This is a genomic window from Tsukamurella sp. II2bb (assembly GCF_057815145.1).
Map to the genome: position 1 here is coordinate 971,453 of NZ_JBYPZI010000001.1, position 21,237 is coordinate 992,689.

12 protein-coding genes and 1 CRISPR repeat array (1 of these 13 running past the window's edge) are annotated in these 21,237 nt (G+C 68.5%); of the genes, 2 read left to right on the top strand and 10 right to left on the bottom strand.

Going from position 1 to position 21,237, the window contains the following annotated elements:
* A CRISPR array of direct repeats spans positions 1 to 7,589; the repeat unit is 37 nt; unit sequence GCCTCAACGAAGAGCCGGCGACCGAGGTCGCCGACGG; it begins 652 nt to the left of the window's first position.
* Between the two features lie 183 nt (positions 7,590 to 7,772).
* From cas2 to AC21LY_RS05135, 6 genes are read right to left on the bottom strand one after another with little or no spacing between them, the layout of a single operon-like run.
* Complete coding sequence (cas2, locus tag AC21LY_RS05110; protein ID WP_489045233.1) at positions 7,773 to 8,075, bottom strand: CRISPR-associated endonuclease Cas2; 303 nt, start codon at positions 8,073 to 8,075, stop codon at positions 7,773 to 7,775.
* Positions 8,072 to 9,676, bottom strand: a complete 1,605-nt coding sequence (cas1, locus tag AC21LY_RS05115) for a CRISPR-associated endonuclease Cas1 (RefSeq protein WP_489045234.1) — start codon at positions 9,674 to 9,676, stop codon at positions 8,072 to 8,074. Before cas1 ends, cas2 begins: the two co-directional genes overlap by 4 nt.
* A gap of 8 nt (positions 9,677 to 9,684) precedes the next feature.
* On the bottom strand, positions 9,685 to 10,698 hold the full coding sequence (locus AC21LY_RS05120) for a CRISPR-associated protein (protein ID WP_489045235.1): 1,014 nt from the start codon (positions 10,696 to 10,698) through the stop codon (positions 9,685 to 9,687).
* Positions 10,695 to 13,430, bottom strand: a complete 2,736-nt coding sequence (gene cas3g / locus AC21LY_RS05125; protein WP_489045236.1) for a type I-G CRISPR-associated helicase/endonuclease Cas3g — start codon at positions 13,428 to 13,430, stop codon at positions 10,695 to 10,697. Before cas3g ends, AC21LY_RS05120 begins: the two co-directional genes overlap by 4 nt.
* Positions 13,427 to 14,995 carry a type I-G CRISPR-associated protein Csb2 gene (gene csb2 / locus AC21LY_RS05130; protein ID WP_489045237.1) on the bottom strand — a complete coding sequence of 523 codons (1,569 nt, stop codon included), beginning with the start codon at positions 14,993 to 14,995 and terminating at the stop codon, positions 13,427 to 13,429. The genes cas3g and csb2 overlap by 4 nt, the downstream gene beginning before the upstream one ends.
* Positions 14,996 to 14,997: 2 nt before the next feature.
* On the bottom strand, positions 14,998 to 15,354 hold the full coding sequence (locus AC21LY_RS05135; RefSeq protein WP_489045238.1) for a hypothetical protein: 357 nt from the start codon (positions 15,352 to 15,354) through the stop codon (positions 14,998 to 15,000).
* A gap of 242 nt (positions 15,355 to 15,596) precedes the next feature.
* Here AC21LY_RS05135 and AC21LY_RS05140 point away from each other — a divergent pair, with 242 nt between their 5' ends.
* Positions 15,597 to 15,917: a hypothetical protein gene (locus AC21LY_RS05140; protein WP_489045239.1), complete on the top strand. Its 321-nt coding sequence runs from the start codon at positions 15,597 to 15,599 to the stop codon at positions 15,915 to 15,917.
* A 399-nt stretch (positions 15,918 to 16,316) separates the two neighbouring features.
* Here AC21LY_RS05140 and AC21LY_RS05145 read toward each other — a convergent pair whose 3' ends face one another.
* From AC21LY_RS05145 to AC21LY_RS05155, 3 genes are all read right to left on the bottom strand, one after another.
* Positions 16,317 to 17,432 (bottom strand): alcohol dehydrogenase catalytic domain-containing protein, encoded by a 1,116-nt coding sequence (locus AC21LY_RS05145; RefSeq protein ID WP_489045240.1) that lies wholly within the window; start codon positions 17,430 to 17,432, stop codon positions 16,317 to 16,319.
* Entirely contained in the window at positions 17,432 to 18,463 is a 1,032-nt protein-coding gene (locus AC21LY_RS05150) for a 2Fe-2S iron-sulfur cluster-binding protein (RefSeq protein WP_489045241.1), read from the bottom strand. The genes AC21LY_RS05145 and AC21LY_RS05150 overlap by 1 nt, the downstream gene beginning before the upstream one ends.
* A 69-nt stretch (positions 18,464 to 18,532) precedes the next feature.
* On the bottom strand, positions 18,533 to 18,994 hold the full coding sequence (locus AC21LY_RS05155; protein WP_489045242.1) for a hypothetical protein: 462 nt from the start codon (positions 18,992 to 18,994) through the stop codon (positions 18,533 to 18,535).
* Between the two features lie 141 nt (positions 18,995 to 19,135).
* Between AC21LY_RS05155 and AC21LY_RS05160 the strand changes: the two genes are divergently transcribed.
* Positions 19,136 to 20,623, top strand: coding sequence for a flavin-containing monooxygenase (locus AC21LY_RS05160; RefSeq protein WP_489045243.1), 1,488 nt, complete (start codon positions 19,136 to 19,138; stop codon positions 20,621 to 20,623).
* Here AC21LY_RS05160 and AC21LY_RS05165 read toward each other — a convergent pair.
* Complete coding sequence (locus tag AC21LY_RS05165; protein WP_489045244.1) at positions 20,608 to 21,231, bottom strand: alpha/beta hydrolase family protein; 624 nt, start codon at positions 21,229 to 21,231, stop codon at positions 20,608 to 20,610. The genes AC21LY_RS05160 and AC21LY_RS05165 overlap by 16 nt on opposite strands.
* Between the last annotated feature and the right edge of the window lie 6 nt (positions 21,232 to 21,237).

Below are 21,237 nucleotides of genomic sequence, written 5' to 3' on the forward strand. Positions count from 1 at the left end.
GGGCCTCAACGAAGAGCCGGCGACCGAGGTCGCCGACGGAACTGTCGAATCTGACTGAAACCACTAGCGTTGGGACCGGCCTCAACGAAGAGCCGACGACCGAGGTCGCCGACGGTGTCCTGCTCCCCTCGCCCACATGCCTAGGCGCTCGTCGCCTCAACGAAGAGCCGGCGACCGAGGTCGCCGACGGCTTGCCTCCGCCCTCGCCGCCTCCGATGCACTGCACGCCGCCTCAACGAAGAGCCGGCGACCGAGGTCGCCGACGGCCGGAACCACGATGGCGACCATAGCGCCGATGCACTTTCCGCCTCAACGAAGAGCCGGCGACCGAGGTCGCCGACGGCGCGAGGCTTCGGAGGTAGTCAACGAATGCGATTCCGAGCCTCAACGAAGAGCCGGCGACCGAGGTCGCCGACGGCTCAAAGTGTGAGTCGTGCTTCATGGCGTCCTAGATGTTGCCTCAACGAAGAGCCGGCGACCGAGGTCGCCGACGGATGGGCTGCTCAGCGTGCGGCCAGGGACGCCCGCTCCGCCTCAACGAAGAGCCGGCGACCGAGGTCGCCGACGGGAGAAGTGGATCAGCGCGCTCACCGCGAAGCCGATGCGCGCCTCAATGAAGAGCCGGCGACCGAGGTCGCCGACGGGCCGATGACGGCACCCTGACGGTGGTCAACGGCGGCATGCCTCAACGAAGAGCCGGCGACCGAGGTCGCCGACGGCTGGCGGCGAGCTCGCACACGAGCGCGGTCGTCAGCCAGCCTCAACGAAGAGCCGGCGACCGAGGTCGCCGACGGCTGCTTCCTGTTGGGGCGGTGGCGGATCGCGTTCCAAAGCCTCAACGAAGAGCCGGCGACCGAGGTCGCCGACGGCTGAGCCCAGTCCTCCTGAAGAAGGGCGGGGGAAAGCAAGTGCCTCAACGAAGAGCCGGCGACCGAGGTCGCCGACGGGCGGCCGCCCCACAGGCCGGGCGGGCAGCCCTCGATCGCGCCTCAACGAAGAGCCGGCGACCGAGGTCGCCGACGGCCCAGGACACCGGTACGCCCTCGGTAGCCTCCCGTAGGCCTCAACGAAGAGCCGGCGACCGAGGTCGCCGACGGCTGCCGCAGCCATCGCGTGGTGCCGACGGCGCCGAGCGAGCCTCAACGAAGAGCCGGCGACCGAGGTCGCCGACGGCTGCTCCTCAACCGCGCCGCCCTGCGCGGCAGTACCGTCGGCCTCAACGAAGAGCCGGCGACCGAGGTCGCCGACGGCTCAGGCCTACGCCCGGGCCTACGTCCGTGGGTGGCAGCCTCAACGAAGAGCCGGCGACCCAGGTCGCCGACGGGCTGCTCCCGCACTTCGTCGAGCAGGCCGCTGGCGGAAAGCCTCAACGAAGAGCCGGCGACCGAGGTCGCCGACGGTGTGTAGCCGGTGAGGTGGAGGCGGCTGTGCTCGTCGATGCCTCAACGAAGAGCCGGCGACCGAGGTCGCCGACGGGCTGCTCCCGCACTTCGTCGAGCAGGCCGCTGGCGGAAAGCCTCAACGAAGAGCCGGCGACCGAGGTCGCCGACGGTGTGTAGCCGGTGAGGTGGAGGCGGCCGTGCTCGTCGATGCCTCAACGAAGAGCCGGCGACCGAGGTCGCCGACGGTCGAGTGGGGCACCCGCGTCGAGCCAGCTATCTACCAGAAGCCTCAACGAAGAGCCGGCGACCGAGGTCGCCGACGGTCACGCTGACGCCCCGCGACGGTGCGCGCCGGTCGTTACCGCCTCAACGAAGAGCCGGCGACCGAGGTCGCCGACGGGCGCCTTGCTCGTGGCCTTGATGGCGTCCTGCCACGCGTCGCCTCAACGAAGAGCCGGCGACCGGGGTCGCCGACGGCTCACCCGCGACCCCCTCGGGCCGCAGGCGAACGTTCCAGCCTCAACGAAGAGCCGGCGACCGAGGTCGCCGACGGTTGAAATCTCGAAGGGGGGCATAGGGCTGACTGCCTCGGCCTCAACGAAGAGCCGGCGACCGAGGTCGCCGACGGCCGGGGGTGCCGCGGAACCGTTCAGCGAAGGTTTCGGCGCCTCAACGAAGAGCCGGCGACCGAGGTCGCCGACGGCGGTGGCCGCCGCGTTCCACACCGCCAGCGACTCCGTCAGGCCTCAACGAAGAGCCGGCGACCGAGGTCGCCGACGGCTCCAGGGCGAGCGCGGCCCGGCCGTCGGCTTCTCGATCGGCCTCAACGAAGAGCCGGCGACCGAGGTCGCCGACGGCCACGTATGGGCCGTATTCCTCCGGCAGAGTCTTTTCGCCTCAACGAAGAGCCGGCGACCGAGGTCGCCGACGGGCAACCTACCTTCCCGCACGCGCGCCATAAGCCAAGGCCTCAACGAAGAGCCGGCGACCGAGGTCGCCGACGGGTGATCGTGTCGTTCATGTCTTCATCCCTTGCTTTGGCATGCCTCAACGAAGAGCCGGCGACCGAGGTCGCCGACGGCCACGTGCTCGGCATTCCAAGGAGACGTCGATTAGCGGCCTCAACGAAGAGCCGGCGACCGAGGTCGCCGACGGCGCCAGCCGACGCACACGGGATCGGACGCCATGTGCTGCCTCAACGAAGAGCCGGCGACCGAGGTCGCCGACGGACGCCATGAACTCAACCGGATCATCCAAGTTCGAGTCGCCTCAACGAAGAGCCGGCGACCGAGGTCGCCGACGGTCGTCGAGGTAGAAGCCGTCGCGGAGGTGGGGCACAGGCCTCAACGAAGAGCCGGCGACCGAGGTCGCCGACGGCGCACCGACAGGCGGTGCTCAATGAGCCGCCTCACTCACCGGCCTCAACGAAGAGCCGGCGACCGAGGTCGCCGACGGCGGCGCGCCGCTGCGCGGGCCGAAGGGCGAGGTGATCTGGCCTCAACGAAGAGCCGGCGACCGAGGTCGCCGACGGCGTGGTCGGTGGTGACGACGACGCCAGCCTGCGTGGATCCGCCTCAACGAAGAGCCGGCGACCGAGGTCGCCGACGGTGCCCGCGCGCGTCGGCGTCGAATCACCGGATCGGTCGCGCCTCAACGAAGAGCCGGCGACCGAGGTCGCCGACGGTCTGGATCTCGACGCGCTCCCACCCGTGCAGCGCGTCGTCGCCTCAACGAAGAGCCGGCGACCGAGGTCGCCGACGGCTCTCCTTGACTCCGAGCGCGTACCACTGCGGCGTCTGGCCTCAACGAAGAGCCGGCGACCGAGGTCGCCGACGGCGGTGCGAGCCCGAATTCCCGTGCCACCGTCGCATACTCGCCTCAACGAAGAGCCGGCGACCGAGGTCGCCGACGGTCTTAGTCCAAACACAACCTGGACACGATGGTTTTGAGCCTCAACGAAGAGCCGGCGACCGAGGTCGCCGACGGCGCGGTCCTGCGGCTCGATGAACTCGACCGACTTGCCGTTGGGGCCTCAACGAAGAGCCGGCGACCGAGGTCGCCGACGGCGGCGACGGCCTCGGCGAGGGCGATACCTGGCGCGACGTGCCTCAACGAAGAGCCGGCGACCGAGGTCGCCGACGGTCCCCAGCGCCGTCCTGCCCGAGGTGCGCAATCGGATTGCCTCAACGAAGAGCCGGCGACCGAGGTCGCCGACGGAACGCGTCCTCCACTGTTGCAGTGCGGATGTAGTTGTTGCCTCAACGAAGAGCCGGCGACCGAGGTCGCCGACGGCGACCCCAAGGAGCTGATGGACGCGATCGTCAAGACGATGCCTCAACGAAGAGCCGGCGACCGAGGTCGCCGACGGGGTTCAGCTTCCCGCAGCACCTCATGTGGGCGCTGACCTGCCTCAACGAAGAGCCGGCGACCGAGGTCGCCGACGGGACAAACCTGACGCTGAAGCTATCACCGCGAAGGTTGAGCCTCAACGAAGAGCCGGCGACCGAGGTCGCCGACGGGTCGGCACACCGGGGTAGCGACCTGGGCGGTCGCAAGCGGCCTCAACGAAGAGCCGGCGACCGAGGTCGCCGACGGCCATCATTCTTCTCCTTCTTCGGGTTGTGGCGATCCGACAGCCTCAACGAAGAGCCGGCGACCGAGGTCGCCGACGGATTTCTCGAACTACGTGATCGCGGATCGTCTCGGGGCCTCAACGAAGAGCCGGCGACCGAGGTCGCCGACGGGGAGGTCAACATCACACCGTCGTGACCCGCGCAGGTCGCCTCAACGAAGAGCCGGCGACCGAGGTCGCCGACGGAGCCAAGCCCCGGCTGTAGACGGTGCCGTCGGCGCTCGCCTCAACGAAGAGCCGGCGACCGAGGTCGCCGACGGTTCAGCGCGTTCTGCGCGGCGAGCCGCGCGACGTACTGCACGCCTCAACGAAGAGCCGGCGACCGAGGTCGCCGACGGCCGACGGTGCGCGAACGGCCGTAGCTCATCGGCAGCGCGCCTCAACGAAGAGCCGGCGACCGAGGTCGCCGACGGGACGGGGCGGCGCCAGGCGTCCCAGCCGACGTGGAGCTGGCCTCAACGAAGAGCCGGCGACCGAGGTCGCCGACGGCCCGAGCTGCCGTCGACGCCGATCGCGCAGATCTGCCGGCCTCAACGAAGAGCCGGCGACCGAGGTCGCCGACGGACAGGAGCACCAGGACGCCGCCACCGCTTCCGCGCTCGTCATGCCTCAACGAAGAGCCGGCGACCGAGGTCGCCGACGGGGCCACTGCACTTCCGCAGGTAGGAACGGATTCTTGCCTCAACGAAGAGCCGGCGACCGAGGTCGCCGACGGCACCCCGGAGAACGAATCCCCCGCCGGCCCGAACACCGTGCCTCAACGAAGAGCCGGCGACCGAGGTCGCCGACGGCGCCCAGGCTGGCCTGGTAGTCGCAGACCTGCTTCTTGCCTCAACGAAGAGCCGGCGACCGAGGTCGCCGACGGCACCCACACGGGTTGCACGCCGTGCCCGGACAGGGTCAGGCCTCAACGAAGAGCCGGCGACCGAGGTCGCCGACGGATCCATGCGGACCACCTCGTAGAACGCGGCCCCGTCGCGGCCTCAACGAAGAGCCGGCGACCGAGGTCGCCGACGGCCACCCACGGCGGGTCTGGAGTCTGCGGCTCCCTGCCTCAACGAAGAGCCGGCGACCGAGGTCGCCGACGGCACCGGCGGCTCGACCACCTCCGGCGGCGGAGGGAAGTCGCCTCAACGAAGAGCCGGCGACCGAGGTCGCCGACGGCCGAGACGGCCATCGCCGCCGCCGAGAAGGCCCGCGCCGAGCCTCAACGAAGAGCCGGCGACCGAGGTCGCCGACGGCTGCGCGCCCGCGCGCACCAGAGCGAGCGAAGCGAGCTGCCTCAACGAAGAGCCGGCGACCGAGGTCGCCGACGGGAGAAGCGCACTACGGGCGGCTGGTGGCACGTCGCCACGCCTCAACGAAGAGCCGGCGACCGAGGTCGCCGACGGCACGTACGCCAGACACGGCGAGCTGACCCCGGCGATTGTCGCCTCAACGAAGAGCCGGCGACCGAGGTCGCCGACGGAGTGGCTTCGATCCGCTCGGTGCTGAACCTGCTCATCCCGTGCCTCAACGAAGAGCCGGCGACCGAGGTCGCCGACGGACCGCGCTCTTGCGGGCCGGCCGGGACAACCTGCGGCTGCCTCAACGAAGAGCCGGCGACCGAGGTCGCCGACGGCTGGTGACGCCAGAAAGTCACTGGGAGGGTTGAGTCTCGCCTCAACGAAGAGCCGGCGACCGAGGTCGCCGACGGCCGATCACCTGCGACCCGAGGAGCTGGTCCCCAGCGCTGCCTCAACGAAGAGCCGGCGACCGAGGTCGCCGACGGGGGTGAGCCTTATTCAAATGAGTTCAGGGCTTCATTCCTGGCCTCAACGAAGAGCCGGCGACCGAGGTCGCCGACGGTCCTCGATGTGCTGGGGCGCGGTCAGCAGCTTCTCTACCGCGCCTCAACGAAGAGCCGGCGACCGAGGTCGCCGACGGCCTAGGTCTTCACGACAGTGGGTATGATGATGAGTCTCGCCTCAACGAAGAGCCGGCGACCGAGGTCGCCGACGGAGGCCGCTCAGGACGCGGCTGCCGCGAAGAAGGGTGGCGGCCTCAACGAAGAGCCGGCGACCGAGGTCGCCGACGGCACAAAAAGGGCTTCGATGATGATTCGATGCCTGGCCTCAACGAAGAGCCGGCGACCGAGGTCGCCGACGGACGGTGCCTGTCGGGCCGTCCACGCCACTGTTGTCTTCGCCTCAACGAAGAGCCGGCGACCGAGGTCGCCGACGGGCACGAGCGGTAACGACCGGAGCTAGCGAGTCAAGCTCGCCTCAACGAAGAGCCGGCGACCGAGGTCGCCGACGGCCTCGTGCCTGCCAGGCTGATTAGCTCCACCGAGCTCGGCCTCAACGAAGAGCCGGCGACCGAGGTCGCCGACGGTTGCCGTGTGCCGAGCCATGAAGTAGGCCGCGAGCTCGCCTCAACGAAGAGCCGGCGACCGAGGTCGCCGACGGCTCTCCCGGCCGCAGGTACCGCACACCGCGTACGGCCAGCCTCAACGAAGAGCCGGCGACCGAGGTCGCCGACGGACCGTGTGCTTGATGACCAGCACATCCTCGTGATCGGTGTGGCCTCAACGAAGAGCCGGCGACCGAGGTCGCCGACGGTTGGGAGGCACGCGGTGTGGACGGATACCATCCGCGTGGCCTCAACGAAGAGCCGGCGACCGAGGTCGCCGACGGCTCAGCGCCGACGACCTCGTAGCCCTGCCCGCTGGCGCCTCAACGAAGAGCCGGCGACCGAGGTCGCCGACGGCATGAGGGATAACAAAGGCGCCAGTGGACGGATGGAAGCCTCAACGAAGAGCCGGCGACCGAGGTCGCCGACGGCGACGCTGCTGCGCTGCGCGTTCGCGGTCCTCAGGCCGTCGCCTCAACGAAGAGCCGGCGACCGAGGTCGCCGACGGAGGCCGGCGCCTGACGTCCGGCCAGTACGTGGATTTCCTGCCTCAACGAAGAGCCGGCGACCGAGGTCGCCGACGGTATTCGAGGGCGTGCCATCCCGTCACAGCTATTCGGGTGCCTCAACGAAGAGCCGGCGACCGAGGTCGCCGACGGAGGGCGGCGACGGCATCGACCCCACCACGTTCGCGAAGAAGCCTCAACGAAGAGCCGGCGACCGAGGTCGCCGACGGGAGACCTCGTTGCCGTTGCGGCGCTTCGTCTCTGCGCCTCAACGAAGAGCCGGCGACCGAGGTCGCCGACGGAGCGGGCGGCCAGCACAGTGCCGGGCCGGTACCGGATCGCGCCTCAACGAAGAGCCGGCGACCGAGGTCGCCGACGGAGGTAGGTGGTGAACTCGTGGGTGTCCTGCACGAGGCCTCAACGAAGAGCCGGCGACCGAGGTCGCCGACGGACGTGAGGGCATTCTGACGTTCTAGGCTGCATCTGCGAGCCTCAACGAAGAGCCGGCGACCGAGGTCGCCGACGGCCACGCACCGACGGTCTCCGTCCAGTGCGGCGGGTCGGCGCCTCAACGAAGAGCCGGCGACCGAGGTCGCCGACGGCCGAGAAGTACCACGAGATGGTCGACGACTCGCGCATCCGCCTCAACGAAGAGCCGGCGACCGAGGTCGCCGACGGAGCCTCCCTGATAGTAGCGCCTTGACCTGCTGAACTACATGTCGTTGGCGAGAGGCCTGGACTGACACGCCGATCCAACTTCGCTCGCAGAGCGACAGCTGTGCTGGCGAACCGCTGACCAGCGTCGATCCGCGGCGAGACGTCACCGAGTGGGTGCGGAGTATCGGAGCGCTTGCGGTGATCTCAGACGACGAAGCTGTCGTCACCGGTAATGGGGCGATACCGGCCCTCGAACTCGAACTGGCGGGTGGACAAGGAGTTCACGGGCCCGAGGTCGCAGAACAGAAGCGAGTCTGCCGCGGGGACGATGAGGTTCGCCATCGCCGACCTGAGCCGGATGAAGTGGCCGGGCGTTGTATCGACGACGAACACGCTGTACTGCACGCGATCTCCGTACGTGGAGAGAAGCGCTGCCAGGCGGGTGCGGCGACGGTCGTCTGCGATGTCGTATGCGATGAGGGTTCGCCGAACGTCCTGCCGCGTCATCGCGTGCGGATTCCTTTGTAGGCGGTGCCGGTCCCGTCGATGACCCCAAGTATCATCCGTGCTTGGACCTCCAGCGCTCGTTGCCAGCTGATCGTGTATCCGAACGTCGGGTGCGTGAATTCTTGCTGGACCCGTCTCCTGTAGGCCGAGGTGAGCGTCTTCCGCCCTCGCTCGGTGATACGCGGCTTCCCCACGATCCCTGCGAGATCCTCTGTTGTCAGTTCGCCGTTGTTGATCGCCCCGAGCACCGCAGAGTCTGCGACTGGTGCGCGAAATTCCTCGAGGAGGTCAAGAGCCAGGGCGGGCTTGTTTCGAACGGCGCTGTGCAGGAATCCGGCGTGCGTATCGAGTCCGCACGCGTGGATCGCGCGGATCGCGTCGCCCAGGAGTAGGCCGTACGCATAGTTCAGCAGGACGTTGAGGGGGTCGGTAGCAGAGCGCCCTGTTCGGCCACGCCAGCCGTCTGCGAAATCCGGGTCTGCGCCCGGGCCGAGCATCGTCGTGAAATGTGCGAAGTAGATCGCGGCAGCATCTCCTTCGAGGCCATACAGCTGCGGGATGTCCGCGGCGCACGAGCTACGCCGAGCGAGATCCCGAATCCCAGCGACGGCGTCGCGCACGTCACCGCGAGCGTTCCGGCGGAGCTGAGTCGCCTGATTCGAGACTTTCGCACTGACGAATTCCCGGGCGAGTTCGAGGTGCCCTGATTCTGACGCGACGTGCTGGCGAACTCGAGGCAGTCCGTTCGGGGACTCGGCCGAGCGAGCCGCGCCGATGACTCGGCCGTACCCCGAACACCACACTACAGAGTATCCGCGCCAGAGGAGTTCTCTGATCAGCGCACTCGAAACGTCCACGTTTCCGTGCACCACCAGGCCGACTACTCGTTCGAGCGGGACACTCGCAAGCTCCTCCCGTGACTTCTCCACGACCAACCTGCCGGTGCGGAGGAATGCGCGGCTACCGGGCGTGGTGAGGTGGAGAATCTCACCCAGTGGATTGGAGACGGCGATCCGACGAGCTTTGGATCGCCCTTCATGCTCGTCGGGTAGACATACCGAGACGTGCGAGCAGAATCCGCACCGCGGATCGTTCACAAGCGGCTCGGGTGCCTCCGCGGAAGTAACGATCTCCCGGGTTCTCGCAACCCACGCCCGCGCCTCGTCGAAATCCGAGTGGGAGAGATCGACCTGAACCGCGCGACGATGGTTGGTGAAGTACACCTCTTGTCCGAGTACCAACACGCCGTCGGCCTCAAGGCAGAGCCGCTGCAGGGCCAGTTGCACGACGTTCGCTTCGGTGACCTGGGCGATGCGCCGCGCAGGTGTCGACTTGTACTCGACGAGAGTGACCGAGCCGGCATCGGACGCTCGTACGACGTCGCACTTGCCCGTGAGTCCGAGTTCGGGTAGGGAGACATCGACGGAAGTCGTCCGATGCCGGTTATGGGAAGGCTGATCGACCACGGAATGAGCTGCCAAGCCGGCCTCGATATTCGAGTGGACGACCCGCTCGCCAGCGGCTTCCAACCAGGCTCGCCTCTCGCAGAACACCGTGTGAGCGACGAAGCTGATCGGCAATTCAGTCGTGTGGTCGGCCATGAGGCAGCCTATATCGGGTTGTACATTCCGGACAAGACGATCCTTTCGGGTGCGGAGCTACTGCCGGCTACTTCGATCGGGAACACAACGCAGCCGTTCACACCGGATCGGCGCAGTTCTTCCGCGGCGGCGGCCCGTGCGGTCGACCCGTCCTCGCCGAACGCGTAGGTATCGAACGCCGCCGAGCGGAGAACTCGCCGGAGACGCGCCGGAGAGGTCGCCTCTGTGACCAACGGCAACGCCATCTTGTGCGGATGCACGCGATTCTGCGGAACTGCGCCCGGCGTGAACGCCTGCACTTTCACGCGCGGCGTCAATCGGAACCATGAGATTCCCCAGAGCGCGCACCACGCGATCGCATTATCGACGATGCCCGGCCGAGCGAGCCCCGTGGCTGAACGCGATGAATCCGAGTTCTTGCCGGCCTCGTCCACGATGGATTCGCCGGTGAGACCCGCGAGGACGGCTTCTGCGGTGCGAGCAGATACGGTCGCTGCGAGTTTCGCGAGTCGATTCCTGGTGAAGTCCTCACCGCGATTGCGGGTCTTCATCTCCCAGCGCGACGCACCGCGATCGGGCTCGTTCAGATCCGTGCCCACCAACCAGTGCGCCGGTTCGCCTAGCGCCTGCAGCATCAGCGAATCCAGCCATCCGGAGTTCTCCGGGAGATCCTGAGACTCGTGACGCTTGTCGTACAGAGCATTCCACGCGACGGCGTTCGCCGGGCTGGCGATGCGAGGACTGAACAGGCCGACTTCGGACTGCTTGTTCTCACCCTGGACCTGAAAAATGCGCTGCACCCACGACGAGGGGACTGAGTGTGCCGAGGCGTGGTCGCGGACCGCGCTGGCCACGTCGAGTGGGTCACCCGCTCCCGTGAGTACGAGGCGAGGCACGTCGCCGTCGGACCAGAACATCCGGAGGCCTCGCACCCCACTGTCCTCGAGGATCGCCGCAAGCCCGTACCCGGCGAAATGGCTGAGCGCGCTTCGATAGTCCGATGCGAGAACGAATTCGGTCATGATCCCTCCTTGGACACGCCGCAGTCCGCGGCGCGGAGCAGGGCCTCGTAGTAGGCGCACGCCCACGGGCCGTGGGCACGGTCGGTGGCGTCGATCAGTTCCTCCCACGCGCCGGCGGTGAACAGCTCGCGAGCGGCTACCCGTAGCGGATCGTCGGCTTCAGGGTGCACGAGTTCGTCGCCGCTGTGCGGGAACCCGGCGCGCCCCCAGCCGTGGCTGGTTCCCACCAGACGTAGGAGCAGCTCGGGGTCCTCGACATCGGGTGCGGCGATCCGGGTGTAGGCGACGGACAGCTGTTCGTGGCGCCAGCCCGGTGGCAGGCCGGTGCGCGTCTTCGCGGTCGTCGTCCGGCGGCTGGAGCTCCCGCCGCTTTTCGCGAGAGGAACGGATTGCGTTCCGCCGAGCATGTGTTGGAAGCGCAAGTCACGCTTGCCGTCGTCATGATGAAGTCCGGCGAACTCGAGGACACGCTGCAGGTGCGCCGGCAGGCCGACCTTCTCAGCGATCTCGCGTGCGCGCGTCGCGACCGACTTCGCGTGATCGTCGAGCAGGACGGCGCCACGACCCGTCCAGGTCTGCCTAATCTCTTCGTTGTCGCGCACGAATTCGTTGGGCCGGAGGACGATCCACGGGATGGTCGGTTCGTCATCACTCGCGAACGGAGAGCCTACGGTCAGTTGATAGTCGGAGTAGCCGTGGTCGGCGAGCACCTCCTGTTGTCGATTCGCGAGGTCCGCGATCTCGTCCTCGTCATCCGTCTCGGCGACGATGTGCGCGATATCGTCGAGTTCGGCGAACAGGCTCGGGGAGTCGTCGCGCCAGACGAGGCGTACCCGGACGTCCTCGTCGTCGAAGCGGCCCCAGACCGTGTATGGCTCCGGTTTCCCTTGCCCATAATCGACGATCGTGTTGGCGAGGACGATGTCGTGATCGGCGTCGAGAATCAGGACGTCCCCCGGGGCGATGTCGGGGCTGTCGGTCTTCGGATCGAGCACATCGACCACGTCGACGGCACCGTCGCGGTAGCGGAACGCGCGGCTGTGGCTGTGCGGGTTCTCCCGGAGCGCCGCGCAGATCTTCAACGCACGGTAGACCGGTGTCGGGAAGACCTCCACGGGGTCGGGAGGAGTCGCTCGCAAGACGGCGAGCGCGTCCAAGGAATCGGCCGGAAGTGGACGACCACCGTCGCGGGGAAGTCCGCCGCGTAGCACGATTCCGCACAGAGGAGTGTCGCTCTCGAGGGAGTCGTGCAGCCACAGATCGAGTTCGGGCCGGGCCGGTCGTATCTCACTCGTCGGTGCCAGCGCGTAGACGTCACCCGATTCGAGCCGGCTGAAGACATCGCGTCGCCGGCGTGCGGGCGGCGGCGGTGTGCCGTGGATAGCCCACGGGCTGATTCCTTCCGGTGTTTCGACACGCTTGAGCACCCACTCGTGCGCCGCTGCCAATTCGTCTGCGGAGTACGGGAGGGCGTCCTCAATCGGTGGCGCTTCAGGTCCGACGACCACGACCGGACCGGCCTTTCGTCTACCGAGCCGGTTCACGCGACCTGCTCGCTGGGCGAGGGCGACCCCCGGCGCCAATTCGGTGACCATGCCGACGAAGTCGACGTTGACGCCCACCTCGATCGTCTGGGTGGCGACGACGACGCCGACCTTCGCATTGCCCGAGGGGGTGAAGACGCCTTCGTACTCGTCCTCGTACCGCCGCAGGTCCAGCCGGCGCATCGGGCCGACCCAGCTGAGCACTTTTTCGCGGTCCCTGCCCTTCAAGCACCCCTCGAGCTTCGCCGCGACCTTCACCGCTGTCTCGACGCGATTCACAACACACCCGACGGTCCCGTTGATCTCGGGGTGCTCGGTCATCGCTACCACTGCGTCGACGATGTCGTCGATGTACTTGTCGACGATGCGTTTCGGATGCCAGTTCGGGGAGGCTGTGTAGGTCACCTGTTTCGGCGTCGTGAGGCGGGACCGGAGGGGCGAATTCTTCTCGACGTCAGCGTCATCGACCCCGATCACGATCGCGTCCGCAGTCTCCTGGGTCGCGGTGGTCGACACCACCTGCAAGGGCGGCACGGGAACCGGGTACCGGGCGAGCAGCTCCGAAGTCCGCGTAGCGGTGAGGTGCAACTGTTCGTTGAGATGGGCCTCGTCGAGGATCATCACGCTGTCGAAGGCGAGGATGCCCGCCTCACGAGGCCGCGCGAGCCGGGACGTCCCGTAGCCGTGGAACAGCAGTCGGCTGCCCCACATGTCCGGCGTCGCGCAGATGACCGCACACGCGGTCGGATCGTCGAGCCACGTCGAGTCCAGTGCAGTGCCACCGCGGATTCGCGCGAGTACCACGTTCGTCCCGTTTTCCGATTCTCGGCGCAGGCGGCGCAGCCCTTCCGATACGCGTGCCAGGATCGATCCGGGATCCGCAGCGTCCAGCTGCTCGATGATCTCCGCAGCACGTTGCTCGTGTGCGTCGACCAGGCCGCGCCGGTTCACCACTACCGCCATTCGTCGTGGTAGGCGGACGTCAAAACCCCACCCACGCAGGGCGTTCGCGAAGATGTGCACGTCGACGACGTTCGACTTGCCAGTGCCCGTCGGGGCATTGATCGCGTCGGGCCATCGGCCGTTCTCAAGGAGGAAGTCGAAAAGTCTTTGCTGCCAATCGAATGGAGAGTTTCCGTTGTTCACCGCCGCGAAGAACGCAGCGAACTCGCTCGGCTCGAGGCTCATCGAACGTCTCCCCACGCCTCGGCGACCGCAGCGGGCACGTCGACCGGAACCAGCAGGCCGCCGCCCAGGTGCCGGCTCTGTCCGACGGCGAGGATCGCCTGCTCGGGAACCAGGCCGCCGCCGCGGAGGCGGAGCCGATAGGGCTGCGCGACGACACCGTCGGGCAGCTTGTGGGCGTATCGATGTACATCTGCGTCGGGGATGATCGCGGTCGTGACGACGTCCACGCCCTGTGCCGCGACCTGATCAGCGAGGGATGCGTACCGGGCTTCCGCAGGGACATCGTCGGGCACCTTGAAGTGATCCCGGAATACGAAACCGAGGGACAGCCTTGCCGAATCGGCCAGCGTCCACTGTCGCGCACCGCGGCGGGGGCGCCGCGTCTCCGGTACCACCGCGGGCACGCTCACCCACTCCCGGACGGTCGACCGTGCGGGTTCCTTCCAGAACGTCCGCGCGTCGACGACGGTCTGCCGGCCGAGCCGGATCGTGACGCCGTTGCGCCGATACAGGCGGGTGACTCCGCTGAGCGCGCGGCGAACTGTCTCCATGGGATCGTCGAGGCCCTGGGCGCCGTCGCCGGCGGGAACGAGAACCAGGAGTCCCGGTCCGAGATCGTAGGTCGACAGGTCCATGATCGACTCGTCGACGGGTTGGATCGCCACTCGGTTGGCGGGTGGGGTCACCCCGCGGACGTACTTGCCGGTCACGATCGACGCAGCCTCGGTATCCAGGGCCTTGACCATCGCGCGGTGCAGTGCCACCGACCAGTCGACGCGCTCCAGGCCGCCGATCTCGGTGTCGATGGCGATATGAACGGCACGATCCCAGGGGGCGGGGCGCGGTGGCGCGGCTTCGATCAGGTCGTAGCCGATGTCGACAGACCGGTGGTGGGTCGGCAGGGCGGAAGCGGGTGATTCCGTCTTGGTCCACCGATCGCCCGCGGCGGTGGGGCGCCTGGTGGGGCGTGCTGTTTCATGCTGCTCGTCGAGCTCGGTGAGGCGTCCCGGAATCGGGCTGGCGATGCGGGTGGCGACCCGGTTGAACGCCGACGGTCGTTCGACCCGGCGGTGTGTGGGGGCGATCTCGCCGACCTCGAGGATCGCCGCGGAATCCGTCTCGCCGAGACACGGCACGTCCGCGCAGAGATCGCCGAGCGCGGTCGCGACCTCGTCGGGCAACTCCTTCCACCCCCAGCCGATCGGTGCGGACACCGCGGTTCCCGATCCGAACGTTCGAGGCGCCTTCTTCCTGTCCGGATCTTTGCCTACGCCATCCATCACACCCTGGTCACGGAAGGTGATGTCGGTGGGCGAGTTCTCAAGACACGGCGGAAGTTCGACATAGTCCGGTGGGTTGTCCTCGAGCCATTCGAGCGCGCGCGTCGCTGAGGCGGACCGGACGAGCCGGCCACCGTCGAACACCGCGGTCGAGCCCGTGCATGCGGAAGCGACGAGGGCCGCATGGAGACGCAGCGTTGAGGGCAACGGGTCGGGGGAACCGTCCGGACGATGGCCGATGTACACCCCCAGCGGGAACCGTGCCCGGATACCGGGAGCACGCACGGTTACGCCTCCGCCTCGGCGTCGATGTTGTTCACGACGAGCTCGTTGCCGGTGACCTCCAGAACCTGCCCCTCCCAGCGGATCCCCGCCTCCTTGCGGGCGTGGGCGATCGCCTCGGTGAGGAGGGCGTCGGCGAGGTCGATCTCGATGGGAGAGAGGTCGACCGTGTTCCCGTAGCGGGCATCGAGCTTGGTCTCGGGCGCCGCGGCCTCGCGCAGGTTGCAGTTCGCGCGGAGGTTGAGCTCGGCGTTCGACCGGGCTAGGCCGGCGAGGGCGAACGCGGCGAGGAGAGCCCGGCACGCGGCGTCGCCGGCCGGACCGGCTCCGAATCGCAGCTGGCGCAGAGCGCTGAACGACACGACATGTGACCGGATGATGCGCTGGCACGACACCAGGCCGAGCCCCTCCAGGGAGGGCGGGATGGAGCCGAGCCCCAGAGCTGCTGCGGAGATTCGTCCCGCCTTCGCTGCAGCGGTTCGCGCGCGGTCTTGACCTGCATCCGAGTCCTGAGGTCCGCCGTGTCCACGATGATCTTGCGAACGTCATCGCCTCGTCGCAGCTCACACGTGAGGTCGACGTTTGGCGAGGGAATCGGAGTTCCATGTCGGCGCTCGGCACGCCTGCGGACCGGCTCCGAGACCTCGTGGGTACTGAATCCGAATGGCCTGGCTTTGCGGCGGCATCGGGGGAGCGAGTGATCGTCGAGCAGCAGTTTGTTAAGCCGTCGGGAAGCGGTGGACCGGTGCTCATCCGTCTTCGTCTTCCGGTCGGCACGAACGCTGCATGGATCGCTGGGATCGGATCCGACGTGCGTGAGCTGATCGAGCAGCAGGAGGTCCTACTGGACAGTCCGGTTGTACGATATGTAGGTGTCGAGCGAGCAGGCGTCGTGCCTGTCCTGATCGCAGAGGTGGTGGGCTGATGGCATCGACTTTCCGATTTTCGGATATCCCCCACGGGGTTGAGCCAGGGTCTGCGCAGATCCGGTCGGTGGCGCGACTGTTGACGAAACTTGGGGTGGCTTCCCGTCCTGAGGAAGTGCAAAGGCAGGCGGTGTGGGGTTGGCTACAGACCGCCGATCCGTCCGATGCGCTGATCTGGAGCATCAAGAGACGAGGATGGGCCGATCTGCTGGCAGTGTCGCGAACGTCATAAGTCTTGTGTGCGCCGGAACGAAGTAGGGTGGAACCCGCGTCGCCTTCGTTGAGGCAGGCTCAGGATGCGCCGACGTGTCGTGATTCCACGGACCCGATGTTCAATCGGCTTTCGGTGCGGTGTGCGGGCCCTAAGGTGCTCCGCACACCGCCACGCGGAGCGGTGATCAGAACTTGATCACCTGGCGGACGGCGGTGCCGTCGGCGAGGGAGTCCATGCCCTCGTTGATCTGGTCCAACGTGATCACGCCACTGATCAGCTTCTCCACCGGAAGTCTTCCGGCGCGCCACATCTCGACGTACCGCGGGATATCGCGCTGCGGCACTGCGGAACCCAGGTAGCTGCCGATGATCGTGCGGGCCTCGGCGGTGAGGACGAGGGGGCTGATCTCGGACCGCGCAGCGGGATTGGGCAGCCCGACGGTGACCGTCCGCCCGCCGACGGCCGTCGCCGCGACGGCGGCCTCGAACGCCCGCGGGTGCCCGGCGGCCTCGATGACCACCGGAGCGCGAACCCCCTCCGCGGCCAATTCCTCTGGCGTGTAAGCGGCATCGGCGCCCAGCGCGCGCACGGCGTCCAGCTTGGCGGGCTGGGCGTCGACGCCGATCACGCGGCCGACGGCACCGTCGGCCTGGAGGGACAGGGCGGTGAGGATGGCGGCCATGCCGACGCCCCCGAGCCCGATGACGATCACATCGTCGCCGTCGGAGGGACGGCCGGCGTTGAGGACGGCGCCGCCGCCGGTCAGCACGGCGCAGCCGAGGACCGCCGCGATCTCCGGCGGCACATCGGAATCCACGCGCGTTACCGACCGTGCATCGACCACGGCGTGCGTGGCGAAGCCGGACACGCCCAGGTGGTGGTGCACCTCGCCGCCGGACCGCGAGAGCCGCCGGCCCCCGCCCAGCAGCTCGCCGGCGTTGTTGGCCACGCTGCCGGGCGTGCACGGAAGCTGGCCGTCGGTGCGGCAATTCGCGCACTCCCCGCAGCGGGGGAGGAAGGCCATCACCACGCGATCGCCGACTGCCACCCCGGACACGTCCGCACCGAGCGATTCTACGATGCCGGCCGCCTCGTGACCGAGCAGCATCGGCACGGGCCGCACGCGGTTACCGTCGACCACCGATAGATCCGAGTGGCACAGTCCCGCAGCCTCGATCCGCACCAGCAGCTCGCCGGGCCCGGGCGGCGCCAGCTCGAGCTCGCCCACCGAGATCGGCGACGACTGCGCATACGGACGCGCCCGCCCGATCTCCTCCAGCACCGCTCCACGGATCCGCATCAGTACTCGACCTCCAACTCCGGCGACGTCGGCTTCGCCTGGCACCCCAGAATGTAGCCGTCCTCGGCGTCCTCGGGGTCCAGACCGTCGGTCACCGCCATCTCGACGGTGCCCTTCGTCAGCTTGCACAGGCAGGTGGCGCACTCGCCGGACTGGCAGGAGTAGGGCACGTCGTGGCCGTTGTTGATGAGCACGTCGACGAGCGTCTCGCCCTCGGGCCAGGCGACGGTGAAGGTCGCGCCCAGGTTGTGAACGGTGACCTCCGGCGAGTCCGCGGTGACCTCGACCTCGTGCGGCACGATGTCGGCGAAGGCGTCGCCGGTGAGCGAGGCGTAGATCTCCTGATGCACCTGCTCGCGCGGGGTGCCGATCACCCGGCACGCCTCCTTGCAGGCCGCCATGAACTCGTCGCGGCCGCACAGGTAGGTGTTGCGCGAGTGGTACGGCGTGAGCAGCGCGGCCAGCATGTCGGCGTCGGGGATGCCGCGCTCGTCCTCCATCCACCAGATCACCGTGAGCCGCTCGTGCTCGGCCTCGAGCCGTGCGATCTCCTCCCGGAAGATGGTATTGGCCGCGTCGGCGTTGGCGTACAGCAGCGTGATCGGCTGCGTCCCGGCCGTCAGTGCCGCCGACAGGATCGACATGATCGGCGTGATCCCACTCCCCGCCGCGAGCAGCAGCAGCGGCACGTCCAGGCTCTCCGGCACGAAGACCCCCGCAGGCGGCAGCACCTCCAGTTCGGAGCCGACGGTCAGGTTGTCGCACAACCAGTTCGAGGCGTACCCGTCGACGGTCCGCTTGACCGTCACGCCCGGCTTACCGTCGTCGAACGGGGACGTGTAGAGGGAATACGACCGCGCCACTGCACCGTCGGGCCCCGTCCGCTCCGACGGCACGCGGACGGTCACGAACTGCCCCGGCCGGTAGTCCCACTCCGCATCGAAGACGAAGGACTTCGCGAGCGCGGTCTCGTCGATCACCTCGGCGACGGTGACGATCTGGCTGCGGCTCGAATGGGGGGTCAGGCTCATGCGTCCAGGTTATCGGCCCGACCTGTGCGGGATAGTGCTCGCCCAGCGGCCACTATCCCGCACAGGCGGTCAGCGGACGGTGTACGAGCCCCGGCACGCGCCCGGCAGTGGGAAGCCGATGTTCGCCACGGCCCGGACCTTGAGCTGGATCGTTCCGGCGCCGGTGGGCACGAACGGGAAGTAGGCCGACCCGCCGCCGCTGCCCAGCGCGCCCACCTGATGCACCGTCCCGGACTGCCCGGTGCGCGTGTTGCGCCAGTCGACGGTGACGTCGAGGTTGGAGCCCGGAGGCGGCGGCACGAGGGTGGCGGAGCGGCTCACCGACATCGCCATCTGGCCGGGGACGGCGACGGGCATGTGGTCGGGGCCGCTGCGCCACGCCTGCCCGGCGGTGGCCAGCACGGCGGCGGGATAGCCGCGGCAGATCTCGACCTGCCGGACGGGGTCGTCAGCGGAAGCGGGGGCCGCCAGGGCTGCAGCGGCGAGGAAGGCGGCAGTGCCGGCGGACAGGGCGATGCGGGTGAGGTGCATGGCTTTCTCCTCGTTGTGTCGGCTTCTGTCCGGTTCATCGCCACGGCGCGGCCCGGTGTTTCCCGACGGTGCCGCGCGCTCCGCCCCGGTCCTACACTGGTGTAGATTTTGAAGGAGAACGTGCGGAGAAGGGGAGTGGGCATGGCTCACGACGTGATCATCGTCGGCGCGGGATTCGGCGGAATGGGCGCCGCGATCGAACTCCTCGGCCGCGGCCGCAGCGACGTCGTCATCCTCGAGCGCGAGGACGATCTGGGCGGGACGTGGCACGTCAACCGCTATCCGGGCCTGGCCGTCGACATCGCCTCGGTGACCTACTCGTACTCCTTCGAGCCCAATCCGGACTGGTCGCGCCTGTACGCGCCCGGCGCGGAGCTCAAGGCCTACGCGAGCCGGGTCGCCGACAAGTACGGCCTGCGCCGGCACATGCGATTCGGGGTCGACGTGACGGCCGCGCGGTGGGACGCGCAGGCCGGCGAGTGGGAGGTCACCGTCGTCCGCGACGGCGGGCTCGAGCAGAAGCTCCGCAGCCGCTACCTGATCACCGCGACCGGCTTCCTCAGCCAGCCCAAGCTGCCCGATATCGAGGGCATCGGCGAGTTCGCCGGCACCGTCGTGCACAGCGCGCAGTGGGACGACGACGCGGACCTGGACGGCCGGCGGATCGGCGTCATCGGCACCGGCGCCACGGGCGTGCAGCTGGTGCCCGAGCTGGCGAAGATCGCGGGCCACCTCACCGTCTTCCAGCGCACGCCGATCTGGGTGGTGCCCAAGGTCGATTTCCCGGTGCCCGGGCCGGTCAAGACGCTGTTCGGGCGGTTGCCGTTCACCCAGCGCGCCGCGCGCCTGGCGAACTCGACGGCGCTCGAGGTGCTCAACACGGTGGGCGTGCTCAACTACCAGTACGGCCACCGGTTCAACGACGTCGCGGCGCTGCTCGCCAAGGCGCACATGTTCGCCCAGGTCCGCGATGCGAAGACCCGGGCCGCGCTCACCCCGTCGTACTCCTTCGGCTGCAAGCGTCCCACCTTCTCCAACACCTACTTCCCGACCTTCGCGCGCCCGAACGTGACGCTGGAGACCGGGTCGATCCGCCGGGTGCTGTCGCACGGCATCGAGATGGCCGACGGCACTGTCCACGAGCTCGACGCGCTGGTGCTCGCCACCGGGTTCTCGCTGTGGGAGAAGAACTTCCCCGCGATCGAGGTGACCGGCCGGGACGGGCGCGACCTCGGCGAGTTCTGGCGCGAGGGACGGTTCCAGGCGTACGAGGGCATGGCGGTGCCGAAGTTCCCCAACTTCTTCAGCCTGCACAGCCCGTACAGCTACACCGGGCTGAGCTACTTCTGGACCATCGAGGCGCAGATGGTGCACCTGCGGCGCGTCTTCGACGAGATCGACCGTCGGGCAGCGCGCACCGTCGAGGTGACCGAGCAGGCGAACGCGCGCTTCCTGGAGCGGATGAGCGGGCGGCTGGGGCGGTCGGTCTTCCAGCGCGGCGCGTGCGAGGGCAGTCGCAGCTACTACTTCGACCCGCACGGTGAGGCCACGCTCCTGCGGCCCAGCTCCGTGCTCGGCGCCCGCCGCGACGCCCGCACCTTCCCCTTGAGCGACTACGCCTTCAGCTGATCGAGGAGCGCGACGATCGCGTCGGCGGCTTTGGCCGGGGCGCCGGATTTCGCGGGTGCCAGGTCGTGCGCGGCGGCGACCTCCACGATCGTGGTCGGACCGGCGATCAGCGCGGCGGCCTCCGCCAACTCCTCCGGCGAGGCGAAGGGGTCGCGCTTGCCGTGCACCAGCACCGTCGGAACGGTGATGCCCGGCAGGTGCGCCGTGCGCGCCTTCTCCGGCCGTCCCGGCGGGTGCAGGGGGTAGGACAGGAGCACCAGCCCGTCGGGCCCCGGCAGGTGCTCGGAGGCGCCCTCCGCGACCGCCATCGAGGCCATCCGCCCGCCATAGCTGTGCCCGCCCCACAGGACCGGCCCGTCGATCTCCAGGAGCCGGGCCGTCTCGGCGAAAGCGGCCCGGTCGGCGGCCTGGCCCGACGGGGACGGCGGCCCCTTCGGGCGCTCCCGCCGGAACGGGAGGTCGATGCGGATGGTGCGGACCCCGCGCCCCGCGAGCTCCTCGCCGAGCAGGCGCAGCATCGCCTGATCGCGGTTGCCGCCGGCGCCGTGCGCGAGGATCAGGGTCGCGCGGAGGTCACCGTCGGGGTCGTGAATCGAGAGCCAGGTCACGCCCCC